General features: G+C 70.4%; 13 protein-coding genes, 1 tRNA gene and 1 pseudogene. 11 read left to right on the forward strand and 4 right to left on the reverse strand.

The window, feature by feature from the left end; genetic code table 11:
- Nucleotides 1–79: 79 nt before the first annotated feature.
- A complete protein-coding gene (locus tag ACGF8A_RS18615) occupies nucleotides 80–2,860 on the reverse strand; it encodes an SUKH-4 family immunity protein (RefSeq protein WP_393109385.1) in 2,781 nt (926 codons plus the stop codon).
- Nucleotides 2,861–2,867: 7 nt separating this feature from the next.
- Entirely contained in the window at nucleotides 2,868–3,896 is a 1,029-nt protein-coding gene (locus tag ACGF8A_RS18620) for an SMI1/KNR4 family protein (protein WP_393109387.1), read from the reverse strand.
- A 320-nt stretch (nucleotides 3,897–4,216) separates the two neighbouring features.
- Here ACGF8A_RS18620 and ACGF8A_RS18625 point away from each other — a divergent pair, with 320 nt between their 5' ends.
- Both ACGF8A_RS18625 and ACGF8A_RS18630 read left to right on the forward strand, forming a co-directional pair.
- Entirely contained in the window at nucleotides 4,217–4,729 is a 513-nt protein-coding gene (locus ACGF8A_RS18625; RefSeq protein ID WP_393109389.1) for a YwqJ-related putative deaminase, read from the forward strand.
- A gap of 220 nt (nucleotides 4,730–4,949) precedes the next feature.
- Nucleotides 4,950–5,444 carry an SUKH-3 domain-containing protein gene (locus ACGF8A_RS18630; protein ID WP_393109391.1) on the forward strand — a complete coding sequence of 165 codons (495 nt, stop codon included), beginning with the start codon at nucleotides 4,950–4,952 and terminating at the stop codon, nucleotides 5,442–5,444.
- A gap of 33 nt (nucleotides 5,445–5,477) precedes the next feature.
- Here the strand turns inward: ACGF8A_RS18630 and ACGF8A_RS18635 are convergent, their stop codons facing one another.
- Nucleotides 5,478–6,809 carry a sensor histidine kinase gene (locus tag ACGF8A_RS18635; protein WP_393109393.1) on the reverse strand — a complete coding sequence of 444 codons (1,332 nt, stop codon included), beginning with the start codon at nucleotides 6,807–6,809 and terminating at the stop codon, nucleotides 5,478–5,480.
- Between the two features lie 167 nt (nucleotides 6,810–6,976).
- Between ACGF8A_RS18635 and ACGF8A_RS18640 the strand changes: the two are divergent.
- From ACGF8A_RS18640 to ACGF8A_RS18670, 7 genes and pseudogenes are all read left to right on the forward strand, one after another.
- Nucleotides 6,977–7,851: pseudogene (locus tag ACGF8A_RS18640) on the forward strand (hypothetical protein).
- A gap of 6 nt (nucleotides 7,852–7,857) precedes the next feature.
- Nucleotides 7,858–7,928, forward strand: a tRNA-Gln gene (locus ACGF8A_RS18645).
- Nucleotides 7,929–8,050: 122 nt separating this feature from the next.
- Nucleotides 8,051–9,499, forward strand: coding sequence for a bifunctional UDP-N-acetylglucosamine diphosphorylase/glucosamine-1-phosphate N-acetyltransferase GlmU (glmU, locus tag ACGF8A_RS18650; RefSeq protein ID WP_393109395.1), 1,449 nt, complete (start codon nucleotides 8,051–8,053; stop codon nucleotides 9,497–9,499).
- A gap of 134 nt (nucleotides 9,500–9,633) precedes the next feature.
- A complete protein-coding gene (locus ACGF8A_RS18655; RefSeq protein WP_393109397.1) occupies nucleotides 9,634–10,614 on the forward strand; it encodes a ribose-phosphate diphosphokinase in 981 nt (326 codons plus the stop codon).
- A 204-nt stretch (nucleotides 10,615–10,818) separates the two neighbouring features.
- Nucleotides 10,819–11,430: a 50S ribosomal protein L25/general stress protein Ctc gene (locus ACGF8A_RS18660; protein ID WP_393109399.1), complete on the forward strand. Its 612-nt coding sequence runs from the start codon at nucleotides 10,819–10,821 to the stop codon at nucleotides 11,428–11,430.
- A 70-nt stretch (nucleotides 11,431–11,500) separates the two neighbouring features.
- Nucleotides 11,501–12,103: an aminoacyl-tRNA hydrolase gene (pth, locus tag ACGF8A_RS18665; RefSeq protein WP_393109401.1), complete on the forward strand. Its 603-nt coding sequence runs from the start codon at nucleotides 11,501–11,503 to the stop codon at nucleotides 12,101–12,103.
- Nucleotides 12,104–12,157: 54 nt separating this feature from the next.
- Nucleotides 12,158–12,646 (forward strand): hypothetical protein, encoded by a 489-nt coding sequence (locus tag ACGF8A_RS18670; protein WP_393109403.1) that lies wholly within the window; start codon nucleotides 12,158–12,160, stop codon nucleotides 12,644–12,646.
- 140 nt (nucleotides 12,647–12,786) lie between these two features.
- Here the strand turns inward: ACGF8A_RS18670 and ppc are convergent, their stop codons facing one another.
- Nucleotides 12,787–15,528, reverse strand: a complete 2,742-nt coding sequence (ppc, locus tag ACGF8A_RS18675; protein WP_393109405.1) for a phosphoenolpyruvate carboxylase — start codon at nucleotides 15,526–15,528, stop codon at nucleotides 12,787–12,789.
- Nucleotides 15,529–15,843: 315 nt separating this feature from the next.
- Between ppc and ACGF8A_RS18680 the strand changes: the two genes are divergently transcribed.
- Nucleotides 15,844–16,869, forward strand: a complete 1,026-nt coding sequence (locus tag ACGF8A_RS18680) for an acyl-CoA desaturase (protein ID WP_393109407.1) — start codon at nucleotides 15,844–15,846, stop codon at nucleotides 16,867–16,869.
- Nucleotides 16,866–17,540 (forward strand): TetR family transcriptional regulator, encoded by a 675-nt coding sequence (locus tag ACGF8A_RS18685; RefSeq protein ID WP_393109409.1) that lies wholly within the window; start codon nucleotides 16,866–16,868, stop codon nucleotides 17,538–17,540. Before ACGF8A_RS18680 ends, ACGF8A_RS18685 begins: the two co-directional genes overlap by 4 nt.
- Nucleotides 17,541–17,647 lie beyond the last annotated feature (107 nt).

The raw sequence follows: 17,647 nt of genomic DNA on the forward strand, positions 1-17,647 counted from the left end.
AAAACAGTGAGGCCGGACCCGGTCACCCGACCAGGCCCGGCCCTCCCCCCTGAAAGAGGGGACTAGCGCGACGTACGCGTCACAGCAGCCCGTCCCACATCTGCTCCAGCAACACCGACCACCAGCTCTCCGGCGAACCCAGCGCCGCCGGATCGAGCGCGGCCAGCTGAGCCTGGAAGTCGACGGTCCAACGGCCCGCCTGCTCCTGGTTCAGCCCGAACCGCAGGCGCCACATCCGGCCCAGCAGCGCCAGACAGCGCACGAACTCCGGCAGCCCGGTGTTCACGAACTGCGGCGGCACCGGAGCACCACCCTGCCCCGCCTCCACCGGCACGGCCACGATGTTCGCCGTGCCGTACTGCACACAGACCGCCTTGCCGAAGTCACTGCCCATGACGAGGTACGAGCCCGCGTCCGCCGCCGGCTGCACCCCGCGCTCCTGCGCCAGCTCGGCGAGCGTCGGAACCGGCCGGCCCGGCTGGGCCTGCGCCCAGAAGAACGGCCCCATGTCCAGCGGCAGTCCGGCCGCCACCAGCGTGTGCGCCACGACCGGAGGCACGCCCTGCCGGGACACCGCGGCCTGCTCGAAGCGGAACACACCCGGCCCGAACGCGCCCGCCAGCTCCTGCGCCACACCCTCCGGCGGAAGCGGCGGCGCCGGCGGCACCGGCATCAACGGCGCACGCACCGGCGCCGGGCGCGCGGGCCCGTCCGCCACCTGATGCAACTCGCCCTGATGCACCAGCAGTTGCTGCATCCCCTGCTGCCGGCTCGCGTGATCCGTGCCGTACGGGGCGATGCTCGTGATCCGCGCCTGCGGCCACTGCTCACGGATCATCCGCGCACAGTACGCACCCGGCAGCTCGCACGACTCCAACTCGGTGTGCAGCTCCAGCACCTGGTCCGGCGGCACGTTCATCGCCCGCAGCTCATGGAAGATCTGCCACTCCGGATGCGGCGTCCCCGGCGCCGAACGCCGGATCAGCTGCTGCTCCGAACCGTCCTGCGCGCGGTAGCGCAGGACTGCCTGATAGCCCGGCCCGACCGTCGGCCGCCCCTGCTGCGGATAGCCGTACGCCGGCGGCGGCCCGGGAACCGGCTGCCCGGGCACGGGCCCGCCGGGTCCCGCGGGAACGGAAGGCGGCGGCATCGCACCCGGCCCCGGGGGCATCGGACGCCCGGCACCCGCAGGCATGCCCGGAGCACCCGGGGCCTGCGGGGGCGGAGGCGCGCCCGGGCCACCGACGGCGGGACCGGCCAGCATCGTCTCCGCATGGTGCACGGCGCCCTGCGCACCCCCGGCCGAACCCTGCGCGCCAGGCGGCACAGGCGCACCCGGAACACCCGGAGCACCCGGAGCACCCGGAACACCCGGCGGCTGCGGAGCACCAGGAGCCTGCGGGGCACCCGGAACACCCGGCGGCTGCGGAGTACCAGGAGCCTGTGGAAAACCCGGCGGCTGCGGCGCGCCCAGGCCCGGCCCCGACTGCCCGGGGTCGGCGAGCATCGTCGCGGCGTGGTGGACACCACCCGGCGGTGTACCGCCGGGCGCACCTGGGGCTCCCGGCGGGCCCGGAGGGCTCACCGGACCCGGCGGCGTCGGAGCACCCGGCGCCTGCGGAGCACCCGGACCGGCCGCAGGCCCCTCAGGGCCGTCGGGCCCGAGCGCCGACACAAGCTGCGTAGGCACGTACCCACCCGCCGGCGCGCCCGGCGCACCCGGCGTGCCGGGCGGTGGAGACGTACTCCCCTGACGTGCTCCCGGCACACCCGGAGCACCCGGCGGCGGAGGCGGTGTCGCACCCCCGCCCCGCGACCGACGCGGCGGGGGCGCCGCCTTGCTCGTCGCGGCGTCCGCGATGTCCCCGGCCTTCGCAGCGAGCGGCTGTCCCGGAGCCCCGTGCGGGGGCGTCGCAGAACCCGGCACCGGAGCCCCGTGCGCAGGCGTGGCCGAACCCGGCACAGGCGCCCCGTGCGCAGGCGTACCGGGCGCCGCCGAAGGCGCCGGCGTACCCGGCGCCGCTGCGCCACCCACTCCCTGCGGGTACCCATACGTCCGAGCCGGCGGCGCCTGCGCGGACACACCCGCCCCCTGCGAGCCCCCCTCACCGACCACCGGCGCGATCGCCGTGGGCGGAAGCTGGCTTCCCCCCGCGAGCAACGCCGTCTGCGCCTCCGGAGGGGTCACCCGCGACTCCTCCTCGCCGGCCTCAACCAACGGCGGCGCGAACACCGTCTCGGGCAGCGGCACCGAACGGTCCTCACCCCCGTTGGTGTCCGTCCCGGCCCACGGAGTCGCCCCCGCGGGCGCCGCCGGCGCACCGGACCCACCATGCGCCGGCGAACCCGTCCCGGACTCCGGCGACTGCGCACTCTCCTGCGCACCGGCGGCCGCGGGCCAGGCCGGCCCACTCCCGCCGTCCGCGCCCGGCCGACCCGCACCGGCGTCACCCCCGGCAGCGGCAGCCGCACCCCGCCGGTCCGGGATGCCCAGCCTGTCGGCCGCTTCCTGCAACCACTCCGGCGGACTCAGCAAGAACGACGTCTGGTTCAGATCCACCCGCGCCGCGGGCGCGGCCACCGGCTCGGAAACCCCCTCAGGACGGCCGTACTCCTCCTCGTACCGCCGGACGACCTCGCCCACCGGCAGCGACGGCCACAGCGTGGCCTCCCCGCTGTCCCGCGCGATCACCAGCCGCTGCGCGCCCCCGTCCGAACGCGGACCGTCCGAGCGGTCCTCCGCCCACACCACGAACCCCAGCTCGAACTCCCGCACCCGCACCTCACGATGCTGATACGCCGGCACATCCCCGTTGATCCACTCCTCGGCGCGCTCCTGCGCCTGCGCGAAGGTCACCATCGTCAGCTCACTCCCCCAAGGACACCGAGGACGAGACGTCGACCGCCCGCGCGAAGCCGCCGTCCACCATCAGATTCGCCACCGTGTCCAACTCCGGCGGAGACCCGGCCAACCGCGACAGGAAGACGTCGAAGTCCTCCCCGCACGGCAACAACAACCGCTCCACCCGCTCCGCGGGCGGCACCGAAGGATCCGTGTCCCGCGCGTCGTCGTACGCGCAGAACCACACCGAACCGATCCGCTCGCCCTTCACCTTCACGGCCAGCAGACCACCCTGCACGAACCCGACACCCAGGAAGTCCTTGGTGAGATGGTCACGCAGACACTTGTTCACGTACACCAGGTCGTTGACCGCCGCCTCGTCCCGCACCGTGAAGAACGGCTGGTCCACCAGCAACCCCAACTCCGCGTCCAGCGCGGTCCCGACGGGCGCACAACCACCCGCCGCCTTCAGGAACGACCGGTACGCACCCGGCAACCGGTACCCCAGGTCCTCCTCGACCCCCAGCACCTGCGACTCCGTCACCGCCAGCCCCTGCTTCGGCAACCCGAAGTGCGCCGGGCGCGTCTCCTGCAGCGGCCGCGTACCCCGCTTCGCCTGATCCACCACCGCCGTCGCGATCCCACCGTGATGCCGCAGCAAGGCCTTCACCTCGACCGGCACCAACTCCAGCCGCCGCGTACCCACCACGTGATGCCACGTCCACCCGTGCGGAGTCGCCACCGGCGCCACCGTGTCCCACAGGTCGTGCCCGGACGCCGACAGTGCCGCGTTCGCCGACACATAGTCCGTCAGCCGCAACTCGTCCACACCGAAACCGGCCGGCGGATCCGCGATCTCCGCCGCCGCACGCGCGTAGGGCGAGAAGTCGGGATAGCCGTGCTCGTCCACCCGTACCCCTCTCGGGTGACGGGCCGCCCGGACCGGATCCGGGAAATGCACGACCTGCCCGGCGTAGGCCGCGTTCGGCGGCGCGGCTTGTCCCCCGGCCTGGCGGCCGGGAGGTGCCCCCAGCCCGAGCCGACCTGTCGTCATGGCGGTTGCCCCCTGCGGCACTCTGGTACGACCCATAGCGGACCCCTGTGAACCCTTCGGCCCGCTACGCCCCGTATCGACTGTCTCCAACGCGTTGCCCGCGCATAGTGGTGCCGACAGCCTATGCGGTACGACGAAACCGGTCACCGGCGCACGTCACAGCACCGGAAACGCTCCCTCCGCCCACGGTGACCAACCGTCACCCCACCGTGACGACCCGCCCAGACCCGGGCGTGTCGCGGCGCCCCAGCTTCCGCACAGGCCACGGCATTTGGCACTCTGTGTCCGCCGGGGGGATGCACGGGAGGGGAAATACGATCATGAACGCGACGCAAACGGGACCACACGCCGGCACATCCGGCGACCCACGCATCGGCTGGAGCGCCACCGACAGCCGCCCCGCGCCCGCCCTCCGCCACCGCCGCGACGGCATACTCCCCACCGTCGCCGCCGCCCTCTCCGTCCGCGGCGCCACCCTCACCGGCACCGCCGCCCGCGGCGACCAGCCCCCACCCCTGCACCCCCTCGTACAGGACTTCCTCGACACCCTCACCAGCGCCCAACGCGACCGCTTCACCGGACGCTGCGCCGAAGCCATCCTCATCTCACGGCACATCACCGCCGCCGACGCCGCCCGCAGCAAACGCGCCGCCCGAAAGCCCATGACCAACGGCGAAGCCCGCAAGGCCCTGAAACAGGCCAAGCTCACCGCCCGCCGCATCCGCGAGGACGGCGACCCCCTGCACGGCAGCTTCGCCGCCCCGTGCCGCGCCTGCACCGCCCTCACCGCCCACTTCGGCGTCCGCGTCGTCGACCCGACGACGGACGACTGACGAACCACCGGCCGACAGCCGCACGGACGGCTCACCGACAGACGGCCTCCAGCCGGGGAGGCCGACCAGCCGGGTGTTCCCCTCACTTCACGAGCCGCCACACGCACCACTGGCACCACATGCATCACTGGCACCACAAGCACAAGCACCACTGGCACCACACGCACCACTGGCACCACACGCACCACAGCACACAAGCCGCACAACGAACGAAGGGCCGATGCACACCGACCGCACCTCGACCACCCGCTTCGCCGTACCCGTCGACGCCGCCCTGCGCGCCGCCGGCTGGCAACCCGGACGCTGGGACATCAAGCAAGCCGAGATCTGGGCCGACACCCTCCGCGAACACACCTCACCGGCCGGCCACCGGCACGCCGTCTTCCCCGCCGCGGTCGAGGCCTGGGCCGAATTCGGCGGCCTGCACATCGCCCCCACCGGCCCCGGACGCCAGATCGCGCCCTCCCACCTCCACCTCGACCCGCTGCACGGCCTCCACATGGCCCGCACCCTCGGCGACCTCGGCCGCGCCCTCGACACCGAAGTCAGCCCCCTCGGCGCCGAACCCGACACCCAGGCCCTGCTCGCCATCGACACCGAAGGCCGCGTCTACGCCCTCGACCACACCGGCGACTGGTACCTCGGCCCCGACATCGACAAAGCACTCACCGGCCTCGTCTCCGGCACGGAACCAGTACGCCTGACAGCCGCCTGACAGCCGCCCGGCACCCCGGCCCCCACACCCGGCCTACGACGCCGGAATCACCGCAGACACCCGGAAACCCCCCGCGTCCGTCGGCCCGGACACGAACACCCCACCGAGGCCGACGACCCGCTCCCTCATCCCCACCAGCCCATTACCCCCCGAAGGCAACCGGGCCGAGGACGCCGACGAGACCTCCGGCGGCGGACCGTTCTCCACCTGCATCGCGATCTCCGACACCCGGTGCGCCAACCGCACATGCGTCTTCGCCCCCGCCGCATGCTTGTGCACGTTCGTCAGCGCCTCCTGCACCACCCGGAACGCCGTCTGCTCCACCGCCCGCGCATACCCCCGCGACTCCCCCTGCACCGACAGCTCCACCACCATCCCCGCGGCGGCCGACTGCCCGATCAACTCGTCCAGCCCGGACAGACCGGGCCCCTCCCCCACCACACCCTCGCCGTCCGGAACCGCACGCGAAGCCGCCGCCGCAGCAGCCGCGGCCGCCCCCACCGCCGCCAACGGCACCGACGCCCGCTCACGCCGCCCCGCACCACCCTCACCACTGCGCAGCACCCCGAGCATCTCCCGCAACTCGGTCAGCGCCTGCCGCCCCATGTCACCGACCAGCGCCGCGTTCTTCACGGCCTTCTCCGGATCCTTGCGCGCCACGGCCTGCAACGCCGCAGCGTGCACCACCATCAGACTCACCCGATGCGCCACCACGTCGTGCATCTCCCGCGCGATCCGCGTCCGCTCCTCGCCACGCGCCCACTCGGCCCGCTCCTCCGCCCGCTCCGCGAGCAACTGAAGCTCCCGCTCCAAACTGTCCGCACGCTCCCGAAGGCTCTCCATCAGCCGGCGCCGCGCACCCACATACAGACCCAGCAGCAACGGCGGCGCGGTCACACCCAGCGACGCGGTGATCGAAACGAAGGGCACCACCCACTCGCCGATCCCCACATCCCCCCGCGCCATGTCCTGCTGCGCCCGGACGAACGTCACCACCAGCGTGCCCACCAGCGACATCCCCGCCAGCACCGCGATGATCCGGCGCGGCAGCTCCGACGCGGCAAGCGTGTACAGGCCGACGACCGTCAGCAGGAAGCCCATCTGCGCCGGTGAGATCGCGATCGACACCAGCACGACGGCTATCGGCCACATCCGGCGCAGCAGCAGCGTCGAACCGGCCAGCACACCGAAGACGACGCCCGCCGCGAGCGGAAGCCCCGCGTCCCGCGCGAACGGCACGCCCTCGGCGCCGCACTCGACCGCGGACAGCAGCGCGAGCGTCCCGTCCAGTACGGCGCTACGCCACCTCGCCCACCACCAGGGGCCGGTCAGGCCCTCGGCGCGCTCTTCCCCCGTCGTGGTCATGCCCTCCAGCCTACGGGCGGTGGCCTTCGCTTTTCCGGCGAGTTTCGAGGACTTGGCCACACCACACTCCGTAGCCGAACAGTAACGAAACAGCCCGGAATCCCTCGAACTGCTGAACCACGAACGTTCACCCCCGGAACGGATCATTCCGGCCGGACGGTATGCACATGGCACATTCACCTGGCAGGTACGCGGACTTCGAGACCCTACGGGAACGGGCGGTCACACTCCGACGCAGCGGCTACAGCCTCCGGCAGATCCGCAACGAACTGAAGATCTTCAACAACGACATCCTGAACCGGCTGGTGAAGGGCGAACCGCCGCCCGAATGGACAAAGCGACCTACCGCGAAGGACGACCTGCGCGAGAAGGCACGGGGGCTGCGACTCCAGGGCTGGACGTACGACCAGATCCAGGTGGAATTGGGATGTTCGCAGAGCTCGATCTCGCTGTGGGTGCGAGATCTGCCGAAGCCGGATCGGCCGAGGCGAACCAGCGCAGAAGCCTCGGCCATCGCGAAGCGCGGCTGGGAAGCCAAGCTGCGTCTACGCGAAGAGGAAGTCAGCGCACCAGGCATCAGGCAATGACGGAGATCGATCAGCTGACCGAACGCGAACTTTTCCTGATCGGCGTCGGCCTGTACTGGGCCGAGGGCTCCAAGAGCAAGCCGTACAACCGACGAGAGCGCATCACCTTCGTGAACAGCGATCCGAACATGATCAGGGTCTTCATGGCCTGGCTGAACTTGCTTCGCGTGGACCCCGGAAAGGTCAAGTTCGCGGTGCAGATCCATGAGACCGCCGATGTGACAACCGCGGAGAAGTTCTGGGCGGACCTCGTCGGCATCGAACCCACCGAACTGCTGAAGACGACACTCAAGAAGCACAAGCCCAGCACCAACCGCAAGAACACCGAGGGCGGCTACCACGGATGCCTCCGAGTGGACGTCAGGGATGGAGCTGACTTGTACCGTCGCGTCGAAGGCTGGTGGTACGGCATAGTAGGGGCTGCCACCGCACCCGATCTACGAAATCGGACATAGCGGTAATCCCGGGTCGTCTAAGGGCAAGACGTCAGATTTTGGTTCTGATCATGGGGGTTCGAGTCCTCCCCCGGGAGCACATGCCCCGTTCGGATCCTCCCCCGCCCCCTTCCGGGCACGGACCCGCTCTCGTCTCCCCCCACCCCCACCCCGGTATCCTGCGGTTGTCCACACCCCCTCCACAGCCGAAGGGCATCCCGTGAGCGCCATTCGCCCGGCAGCCGTCGTCGTACTCGCAGCGGGTGAGGGCACCCGTATGAAGTCGGCCACACCGAAGGTCCTGCATGAGATCTGCGGCCGTTCCCTGGTGGGGCATGTCCTCGCCGCCGCCGGTGAGTTGAAGCCCGAGAACCTCGTCGTGGTCGTCGGGCACGCCCGGGAGAAGGTCACCGCCCATCTCGCCGAGGTCGCCCCGGACGTGCGCACCGCGGTCCAGGCGCAGCAGAACGGCACGGGTCATGCCGTCCGTATGGGGCTGGAGGAGCTGGGTGGCGGTCTCGCCGGGACGGTCGTGGTGGTGTGTGGTGACACCCCGCTGCTGACCGGTGAGACGCTGAAGAGCCTGGCTCGTACGCACTCCGAGGACGGCAACGCGGTCACGGTGCTGACGGCGGAGGTGCCGGATGCCACGGGGTACGGGCGGATCGTCCGGGACCCGGCGTCGGGTGCGGTGACGGCGATCGTGGAGCACAAGGACGCTTCCGCCGAGCAGCGGGCGGTCCGGGAGATCAATTCGGGTGTGTTCGCGTTCGACGGGCGGTTGCTGGCGGAGGCGCTGGGGCGGGTGCGGACGAACAACAGTCAGGGCGAGGAGTACCTGACGGACGTTCTCGGCATTCTGCGTGAGGCGGGGCATCGTGTCGGTGCCTCGGTCGCGGGTGATCACCGTGAGATCGCGGGGATCAACAATCGTGTGCAGCTGGCGGAGGCTCGCCGGATTCTGAACGACCGGTTGCTGTCCGCCGCGATGCTGGACGGTGTGACGGTGGTCGATCCGGGGTCGACGTGGGTCGATGTGGCGGTGACGTTCGAGCAGGACGCCGTGGTGTATCCGAACACGTTGCTGGAGGGTTCGACGCATGTCGGCGCGGGTGCGGAGGTCGGTCCGAACAGCCGGCTGAGGGACACCCGGGTCGGTGCGGGTGCGCGGGTGGACAACACGGTGTCGGAGGGGGCGGTGGTCGGCCCGGAGGCGTCGGTGGGGCCGTACGCGTATCTGCGGCCGGGGACGCGTCTCGGGAAGAAGGGCAAGATCGGGACGTATGTGGAGACGAAGAACGCGGCGATCGGTGAGGGTACGAAGGTGCCGCACCTGTCGTATGTGGGGGACGCGACGATCGGCGAGTTCTCGAACATCGGTGCGGCGAGTGTGTTTGTGAACTACGACGGTGAGGAGAAGCACCACACGACGGTCGGGTCGCACTGCAAGACAGGGTCGGACAACATGTTTGTGGCTCCTGTCACGGTCGGGGACGGTGCTTACACCGCTGCCGGGTCCGTGATCACGAAGGATGTGCCGCCCGGTTCGCTGGCCGTGGCCCGTGGTCAGCAGCGCAATATCGAGGGTTGGGTGGCTCGTAAGCGTCCGGGGAGCGCGGCGGCGAAGGCGGCCGAGGCGGCGTCCCGGAAGCCGGGCGGCGAGGACTGACCGGAAACAGGTGCGTCTGGGACGGCGTACCGTGATAAGTGCACACCCGCACCCCACCAGCTGAGACGACGCTTTTCGTCCAGTTGAGACGTCGTGTCGACATCCAGCTGAGACACCTCTGAGGAGACAGTGCTGTGACCGGGATCAAGACGACCGGCGAGAAGAAGATGATGTTCTTCTCCGGCCGCGCCCACCCCGAGCTTGCCGAGGAGGTCGCCCACCAGCTGGGTGTCGGGGTTGTCCCGACCAAGGCCTTCGACTTCGCCAACGGCGAGATCTATGTGCGTTATCAGGAGTCGGCTCGTGGTGCCGACTGTTTTCTGATCCAGAGCCACACGGCTCCGATCAACAAGTGGATCATGGAGCAGTTGATCATGATCGACGCTCTGAAGCGGGCGTCGGCGCGCTCCATCACGGTCATTGTGCCGTTCTACGGTTACGCGCGGCAGGACAAGAAGCACCGGGGTCGTGAACCGATTTCGGCGCGTCTTATCGCGGACATGATGAAGACGGCCGGTGCGGACCGGATCCTGACCGTGGATCTGCACACGGACCAGATCCAGGGCTTCTTCGACGGTCCGGTGGACCATCTGTTCGCGCTGCCGCTGCTGGCGGACTACGTGGGCAAGAAGGTGGACCGGGAGAAGCTGACGGTGGTGTCGCCGGACGCGGGCCGGGTGCGGGTCGCGGACCGGTGGTGCGACCGGCTGGGTGCGCCGCTGGCGATCGTGCACAAGCGGCGGGACAAGGACGTCGCGAACCAGGTGACGGTCCACGAGGTCGTGGGTGAGGTCAAGGGCCGGGTGTGTGTCCTGGTCGACGACATGATCGACACGGGTGGGACGATCTGTGCCGCTGCCGACGCGCTGTTCGCGCACGGTGCGGAGGACGTGATCGTGACGGCGACGCACGGTGTGCTGTCGGGTCCGGCGGCGGACCGTCTGAAGAACTCGCGGGTGAGCGAGTTCGTGTTCACCAACACGCTGCCGACGCCGGGTGAGCTTGCCCGGGACATGGACAAGATCTCGGTGCTGTCGATCGCCCCGACGATCGCGCGCGCGGTGCGTGAGGTGTTCGAGGACGGTTCGGTGACGAGCCTGTTCGACGAGCAGTGAGCCGCTAGGGCGGGTCGCCCGGTTCATGGTTGATCGATTTTTCTGCGGCCTCCCCGCCGAGTATTCTGTTGCAGTTGCTCGGCGAGGGAGGCCGTGGTCCGTCTGCTGGCGGGATGCGGCGTCCGTTATCGACGCGCTCTTCGTAGCAGGCCGTTCGTGGCCGGGTGACCACGTCCGTTCCCAGTTCTACGAGGAGTGATCGTCATGTCCGAGGTGAAGCTCGCCGCCGAGACCCGCACGGAGTTCGGCAAGGGTGCCGCGCGCCGTATCCGCCGCGACAACAAGGTTCCGGGTGTGCTGTACGGCCACGGTTCCGACCCGCTGCACCTGACCTTCCCGGGTCACGACCTGCTGCTGGCGCTGCGTACGCCGAACGTCCTGATCTCCCTGGACATCGACGGCAAGTCCAACGAGCTGGCGATCCCGAAGTCCGTGCAGCGTGACCCGCTGAAGGGCTTCCTGGAGCACGTCGACCTGCTGCTGGTCAAGCGGGGCGAGAAGGTCACCGTCGAGGTCCCGGTCATCGCCGAGGGCGAGCTGGCGCCGGGCGGCAACCTGCTGGAGCACGTGCTGAACGCGCTGCCGGTCGAGGCCGAGGCCACCCACATCCCGGAGAACTTCACCGTCTCCGTGGAGGGTCTCCAGGCCGGTGCCTCGGTCCACGCCAAGGACGTCAAGCTGCCCAGCGGCGTGACCCTGGCCGTCGAGGAGGACGCCGTCGTGCTGCAGGTGCTGGCCGCGCAGGCCGAGGAGGCTCCGGAGGGCGAGGAGGCCGTTGAGGGCGAGGCCGGCGAAGAGGCCGCCGCCGAGGCCTGATCCTCACCTTTTTCGTTTTGCCGGCCGCTGTTCCCTGTGGGGGGCAGCGGCTGGCGCGTATCAAGGAGACATGGACGTGACGACCGACGCGGGTGCTCCCTGGCTGATCGTGGGGCTGGGCAATCCCGGGCCCGAGTACGCGATGAACCGGCACAACGTGGGTTTCATGGTGGCGGATCTGCTCGCGGAGCGCATCGGGGGCAGGTTCAAGCGGGCGGGCAAGTCGCAGGCGCAGGTGGTCGAGGGCCGGATCGGTCCGCCGGGGCCGGCGAGCCGCCGGGTGGTCCTGGCGAAGCCGATGTCGTACATGAACCTGTCCGGTGGCCCGGTGAACGCGCTGCGCGACTTCTACAAGGTGCCACTGGCCCATGTCGTCGCCGTCCATGACGAGCTGGACATCGACTACGGCACGCTGCGTCTGAAGCTCGGGGGTGGTGACAACGGGCACAACGGGCTCAAGTCGATGACGAAGGCGATGGGGCCGGACTATCACCGGGTGCGGTTCGGGATCGGGCGGCCGCCGGGGCGTATGCAGGTGGCGGATTTCGTGCTCAAGGACTTCTCGTCGAGTGAGCGCAAGGAGCTGGACTACTTCGTGGACCTGGCGGCGGACTCGGTGGAGTGTCTGGTGAGTGAGGGGCTGGAGCGGGCGCAGAGTTCGTACAACTCCTGACTTGTCCCCCACCTCGGTTGACTCGCCGTGCAGGCATGGCCAAGGATCGCGGCCATGCCTTCTGCCGTCGTCTCCAGTCAGGGCGCGTTCGTCGCGCTGCGGTTCGGGCGGCTCGCGGCGATGGGTGTCGTCGCGGCGCTGATCCTGATCGCGGGGGTGTGGGCGTCCTGGAGCAGCGCCCAGTACGTGATGCTCACCAAGGGGCGGGAGAGCGGGACGATCGAGGTGACGGGCTGCGGGGGCGAGACCTGTTCCGGCCCGTACACGCCGATCTCCGCGGGGTCGCAGGCCCGCGACCGGGTCCTCATCGAGAAGACCGCCGCCGTGCGGGACGGGCAGACGTACACCGTGGTCATCAAGCCCGGCGGCAGTGAGGTCGTGCGGTCCGGGCCCGCCGGGGTGCTGTACTCCTGGGTGCCGCTGGGGGGTGCGTTGCTGCTCGGCTCGGTCGTGGTCGCGGGTGGGCTGGGGCGGATGCGGGCGGCCTGGGTGATGGCGGGTGCGGGGCTGGCGCTGATCACCGCGGCCTTCGCCGTCGTGTAGGGCCGCGGACACGGCCGTCGTGCGGGGCCGCGGACACGGCCGTCGTGCGGGGCCGCGGACGCGGCCGTCGTGCGGGGCCGCGGACGCGGGTGTGCCCCCGTGCTCGGGTGGAGCGCGGGGGCACACCTGTGTGTGCGTTCTCAGCCGGTGTTGCGCAGGCCCGCCGCCACGCCGTTCACCGTGAGCAGCAGGGCCCGCGCGAGCAGCGGGTCGGGCTCGGCGCCCGAGGCCGCGGCGTCGCGCTGGCGCTTGAGGAGGGCGACCTGGAGGTAGGAGATCGGGTCCAGGTAGGCGTCGCGGATGGTGAAGGTCTGCTTCAGCACCGGCTGGGCGTCGAGCAGTTCGTCGCCGCCGGTGATGCGGAGGATCTCGGCGACGGTGAGGGCGTGCTCGGCGCGGATGGTGTCGAAGACGTGCTTCAGCTCGTCCGGGACGAGGGTGTCGACGTAGTGGCCGGCGATCCGCAGGTCGGTCTTGGCCAGCGTCATCTCGACGTTGGAGACGAAGTTGCGGAAGAAGTGCCACTGCCCGTACATCTCGTCGAGCACGGTGTCCAGGCCCGCCTCGCGCAGCGCCTTCAGCCCTGATCCGACGCCGAACCAGCCGGGGACGATCTGCCGGGACTGGGTCCAGCCGAACACCCACGGGATGGCCCGCAGCCCGTCGAGGCCGGCGCCGGAGTCGGGCCTCCTCGAAGGCCTCGAACCGAGGTGCAGGTCGGCGAGCTGGTCGACGGGGGTGGACGCGAAGAAGTACGCCAGCAGGTCCGGGTCGTCCACGAGCCTGCGGTACGCCGCGTGCGCGGCGTCGCTGACGACGTCCATCGCGGCGTCCCAGCGGGCGAGGGCCTCGACGGACTGGCGGGGCGCGGTGTGCAGGGCGGAGGCCTGGAGGGTGGCCGCGACGGTCAGTTCCAGGTTCTCCCGGGCCAGGGACGGGATCAGGTACTTGTCGGAGATGACCTCGCCCTGCTCGGTCACCTTGATCTCGCCCTCCAGGGTGCCCCAGGGCTGGGCGAGGATCGCGTCGTGGGTGGGGCCGCCGCCGCGGCCGACGGTGCCGCCGCGGCCGTGGAAGAGCCGCAGCCGGACGCCGTAGCGGTGGGCGACGTCGCGCAGGCGCCGCTGGGCGCGGTGGATCTCCCACTGGGAGGTGGTGATGCCGCCGAACTTGGAGGAGTCGGAGTAGCCGAGCATGACCTCCTGGACGTCGCCGCGCAGGGCGACGAGGCGCCGGTAGGAGGGGTCGGCGAGCATGTCCTCCAGGATGGAGTCGGCGGCCTTGAGCTCGTCGGTGGTCTCCAGCAGCGGCACGATGCCGATCTTGGCCCAGCCGGCGTGCAGGTCGATCAGGCCGGCCTCGCGGGCGAGGACGGCGGCGGCGAAGACGTCGTCGGCGCCCTGGCACATGGAGATGATGTACGACTCGATGACCTCGGGCCCGAACACCTCCAGGGCCCGCTTGACCGTCCCGAAGACGCCGAGGGTCTTGGCGCCGGCCGCGTCGACGGGTGCGGGGGTGGGGGCGAGCGGGCGGCGCGAGCGGAGTTCCTTGGCGAGGAGCTTCGTGCGGTAGTCGCGCGGCATGTCGGCGTAGCGCCAGGACTCCTCGCCGAGCCGGTCGAAGAGCTGGCCGAGCGCGTGGTGGTGGGCGTCCGCGTGTTCGCGTACGTCCATGGTGGCGAGCTGGAGGCCGAAGGCGGACAGGGTGCGGATGGTGCGGTCCAGGCGGCCGTCGGCGAACAGGCCGCCGCGGTGGGCGCGCAGGGAGGCCTGGATCAGCTTAAGGTCGTGGAGGAGCTCGCTGGTGCCGCGGTAGTCGCGGCCGGCCTCGTGCGGGATGCCCTTGGCGAGGCGCTGCTTGGTGTTCTCCAGCTTCTGCCGGATGCAGGTGGCCTTGAGGCGGTAGGGCTCCTCGGCGTTGAGGCGCTTGTAGCGGGGGCTGATCTCGGGCAGCCGCTCCAGGTCCGCCTGGAGGGACTCGAGGAGGTCCTCGGTGGCGCCGGTGTAGCGGATGGAGTTCGACAGGAAGCCGCGGAGTTCGTCGATCATCTCCAGGGCGTCGTTGATGCCGTGCTCGTGCTGGAGGATCAGCACCTCCCAGGTGACCTCGGGGGTCACGTTGGGGTTGCCGTCGCGGTCGCCGCCGATCCAGGTGCCGAAGGTGACGGGGCGGGTGTCGTCGGGGAGCTTGACGCCGACGCGTTCCAGTTCCGCCGTCAGGTCCTCCAGGACGTCGCCGACGGCGCCGGCGTGCAGCTCGTCCAGGTAGTAGATCGCGTTGCGGGCCTCGTCGGCCGGTTCGGGGCGTACGACGCGCAGCTCGTCGGTCTGCCAGACGAGGTCGATGTTCTCGGCGAGCCGGGTGTCGTGGCGGCGCCGGTCGGAGTCGATGACCGGGGTCTCCAGGAGCTTGGCGATGCGCCGGAGCTTGTTGAGAACCGAACGGCGGGCGGCTTCCGTGGGGTGCGCCGTGAACACGGGACGAACATTGAGATGGCGGACGGTCTCCCTGAGGTGCTCGGGGTCGGCGTCCTTCAGCCGGTCGGCGGTGCGGGACAGCAGCCCGCCCTCGGCGGCGCGGCGGGCCCGCAGCTCACGGCCGCGGTGCACCTGCTCGGTGACGTTGGCGAGGTGGAAGTAGGTGGAGAAGGCGCGGACCAGCTTGGCCGCGGTCTCCAGTTCGGTGCCGCGCAGCAGCTCGGCGGCGGCCTCGCCGTCCTCACGGGTGAGTCGGCGTACCTTCTCGACGAGTTCCAGCAGCTCAGGGCCCTCCTGGCGGACGAGCGTCTCTCCGAGTAGGTCGCCCAGCCGGCGGATGTCGGCGCGCAGTTCGCTGCTGGTGGTCGCCGTGGACACAGTCTGGTCGTCGGCACTGCTCACAGGTGCGGCTCCTTGCAGTGTTGAAGCTCGTCTGAAGCTCGTCTGGGAGGGAACCCGGTGACCGTCGAGCGGCGGGTGCCGCATTACGGGCCGGACTTCCGGGGAAGGAATCAGAGCGGACCGCGCTGTCCGACCGACTCCAGGATATGTGTCGGCCGGGACGCGCAGGCCCTCGGGCTCTTGCCGCCGGGCGGCGCGCTGACATACTTACGACGCCGTAGGTTACGGAACCGTAGGGATGTCTCGTCCGAGCCGTACCCGGTTTCGCTACCCCCCGGCACCTGTCTCAACCCACGACCCCACAGGGGACGCCCCATGACCACCAGTTCCGATGTGATCGACGACGCCCCGAAGTCGACCTCACAGGACAACGCCGACCGTCTTACGCCCGCGTCCGCCACGCTCGGCGGCGACCGCAAGGGTTCTCTCGAGCAGCTGGTGCTGCTGCTCTTCATCGTCGTCCCGTTCCTCGCGCTGGTCGCGGCCGTGCCGCTGGCGTGGGGCCGGGGGGTGAGCTGGCTGGACCTGGGGTTGCTGGTCTTCTTCTACTTCCTCGGCTGCCACGGCATCACGATCGGCTTCCACCGGCACTTCACCCACAGTTCCTTCAAGGCCAGGCGGCCCCTGAAGATCGCGCTGGCGATCGCCGGATCGCTGGCGGTCGAGGGCCCGCTGGTGCGGTGGGTGGCCGACCACCGCAAGCACCACCGGTTCTCCGACGCGGAGGGCGACCCGCACTCCCCGTGGCGGTACGGCGAGACCGTCCCGGCGCTGATGAAAGGCCTGTGGTGGGCGCACATCGGCTGGATGTTCGACGAGGAGCGCACCCCGCAGGACAAGTACGCGCCGGATCTGATCAAGGACCGGACGCTGCGGGCGATCTCCCGCCAGTTCCTGCTGTGGACGGTGGTGTCGCTGGCGCTGCCGGCGCTGATCGGCGGTCTGGTGACGATGTCCTGGTGGGGCGCGTTCACCGGGTTCTTCTGGGGCTCGCTCGTGCGGGTGGCGCTGCTGCACCACGTGACCTGGTCGATCAACTCGATCTGTCACGCGGTGGGCAAGCGGCCGTTCAAGTCGAGGGACAAGTCGGGCAACGTGTGGTGGCTGGCGGTCCTGTCCTGCGGTGAGTCCTGGCACAACCTGCACCACGCCGACCCGACGTCGGCGCGGCACGGCGTGGAGCGCGGCCAGATCGACTCCTCGGCCCGGCTGATCCGCTGGTTCGAGCTCGCGGGGTGGGCGTACGACGTGCGCTGGCCGTCACGCTCGCGCATCGATTCCCGCCGCCAGGACGGGGAAGGCGGTTCCCGGCGCGGGCGGGAGACCGCCGAGGCGGCATGATTGACGCCGTGGCGACCGACTCCAGCACCTCCAGCAATGACAAGCCGCGGCGGACGCGCCGGACCCGTATGACCGGTGCGGAGCGGCGCCAGCAGCTGCTGGAGATCGGTCGCACCCTCTTCGCCGCGAAGGGCTTCGAGGGCACGTCGGTGGAGGAGATCGCGGCGAAGGCCGGGGTGTCCAAACCGGTGGTGTACGAGCACTTCGGCGGCAAGGAGGGGCTGTACGCGGTGGTGGTGGACCGTGAGATGCGGCGCCTGCTGGACATGGTGACCAGCTCGCTGACGGCGGGCCATCCGCGCGAGCTGTGCGAGCAGGCGGCGTTCGCGCTGCTCGACTACATCGAGGAGTACACGGACGGGTTCCGCATCCTGGTCCGCGACTCTCCCATCCCCCAGTCCACCGGCTCCTTCGCCTCCCTCATCTCCGACATCGCCACCCAGGTGGAGGACATCCTGGGCCGCGAGTTCAAGAACCGCGGCTTCGACTCGAAACTGGCCCCGCTGTACGCGCAGGCGCTGGTCGGGATGGTCGCGCTCACCGGGCAGTGGTGGCTGGAGGTGCGCCGCCCGAAGAAGGCGGAGGTGGCGGCGCACCTGGTGAACCTGGCGTGGCACGGGCTGGACGGTCTGGAGCAGAAGCCGCGGCTGATCGGGCACCGCAAGAGCTGAGGGCTTCGCGGGGTGTTGTTGTCGCCGACGGTGTGTGGTCGCCGCTTCGCTGTTGTCCGCTTCGCTGTTTGTCCGCTTCGCCGCTTCGCCGCTTCGCTGTTTGTCCG

It is taken from the genome of Streptomyces sp. NPDC047706 (assembly GCF_043204795.1).
In the GTDB taxonomy this organism is placed as follows: domain Bacteria; phylum Actinomycetota; class Actinomycetes; order Streptomycetales; family Streptomycetaceae; genus Streptomyces.

Excerpts from the sequence above, each read along its gene's own strand:
- ACGF8A_RS18630 (WP_393109391.1), top strand. The coding sequence starts at position 4,950 with ATGCACACCGACCGCACCTCGACCACCCGCTTCGCCGTACCCGTCGAC.
- ACGF8A_RS18670 (WP_393109403.1), top strand. The coding sequence starts at position 12,158 with ATGCCTTCTGCCGTCGTCTCCAGTCAGGGCGCGTTCGTCGCGCTGCGG.
- ACGF8A_RS18625 (WP_393109389.1), top strand. The coding sequence starts at position 4,217 with ATGAACGCGACGCAAACGGGACCACACGCCGGCACATCCGGCGACCCA.
- ACGF8A_RS18620 (WP_393109387.1), bottom strand. The coding sequence starts at position 3,896 with ATGACGACAGGTCGGCTCGGGCTGGGGGCACCTCCCGGCCGCCAGGCC.
- ACGF8A_RS18685 (WP_393109409.1), top strand. The coding sequence starts at position 16,866 with ATGATTGACGCCGTGGCGACCGACTCCAGCACCTCCAGCAATGACAAG.
- ACGF8A_RS18615 (WP_393109385.1), bottom strand. The coding sequence starts at position 2,860 with ATGGTGACCTTCGCGCAGGCGCAGGAGCGCGCCGAGGAGTGGATCAAC.
- ACGF8A_RS18680 (WP_393109407.1), top strand. The coding sequence starts at position 15,844 with ATGACCACCAGTTCCGATGTGATCGACGACGCCCCGAAGTCGACCTCA.
- ACGF8A_RS18635 (WP_393109393.1), bottom strand. The coding sequence starts at position 6,809 with ATGACCACGACGGGGGAAGAGCGCGCCGAGGGCCTGACCGGCCCCTGG.
- ACGF8A_RS18660 (WP_393109399.1), top strand. The coding sequence starts at position 10,819 with ATGTCCGAGGTGAAGCTCGCCGCCGAGACCCGCACGGAGTTCGGCAAG.
- pth (WP_393109401.1), top strand. The coding sequence starts at position 11,501 with ATGGACGTGACGACCGACGCGGGTGCTCCCTGGCTGATCGTGGGGCTG.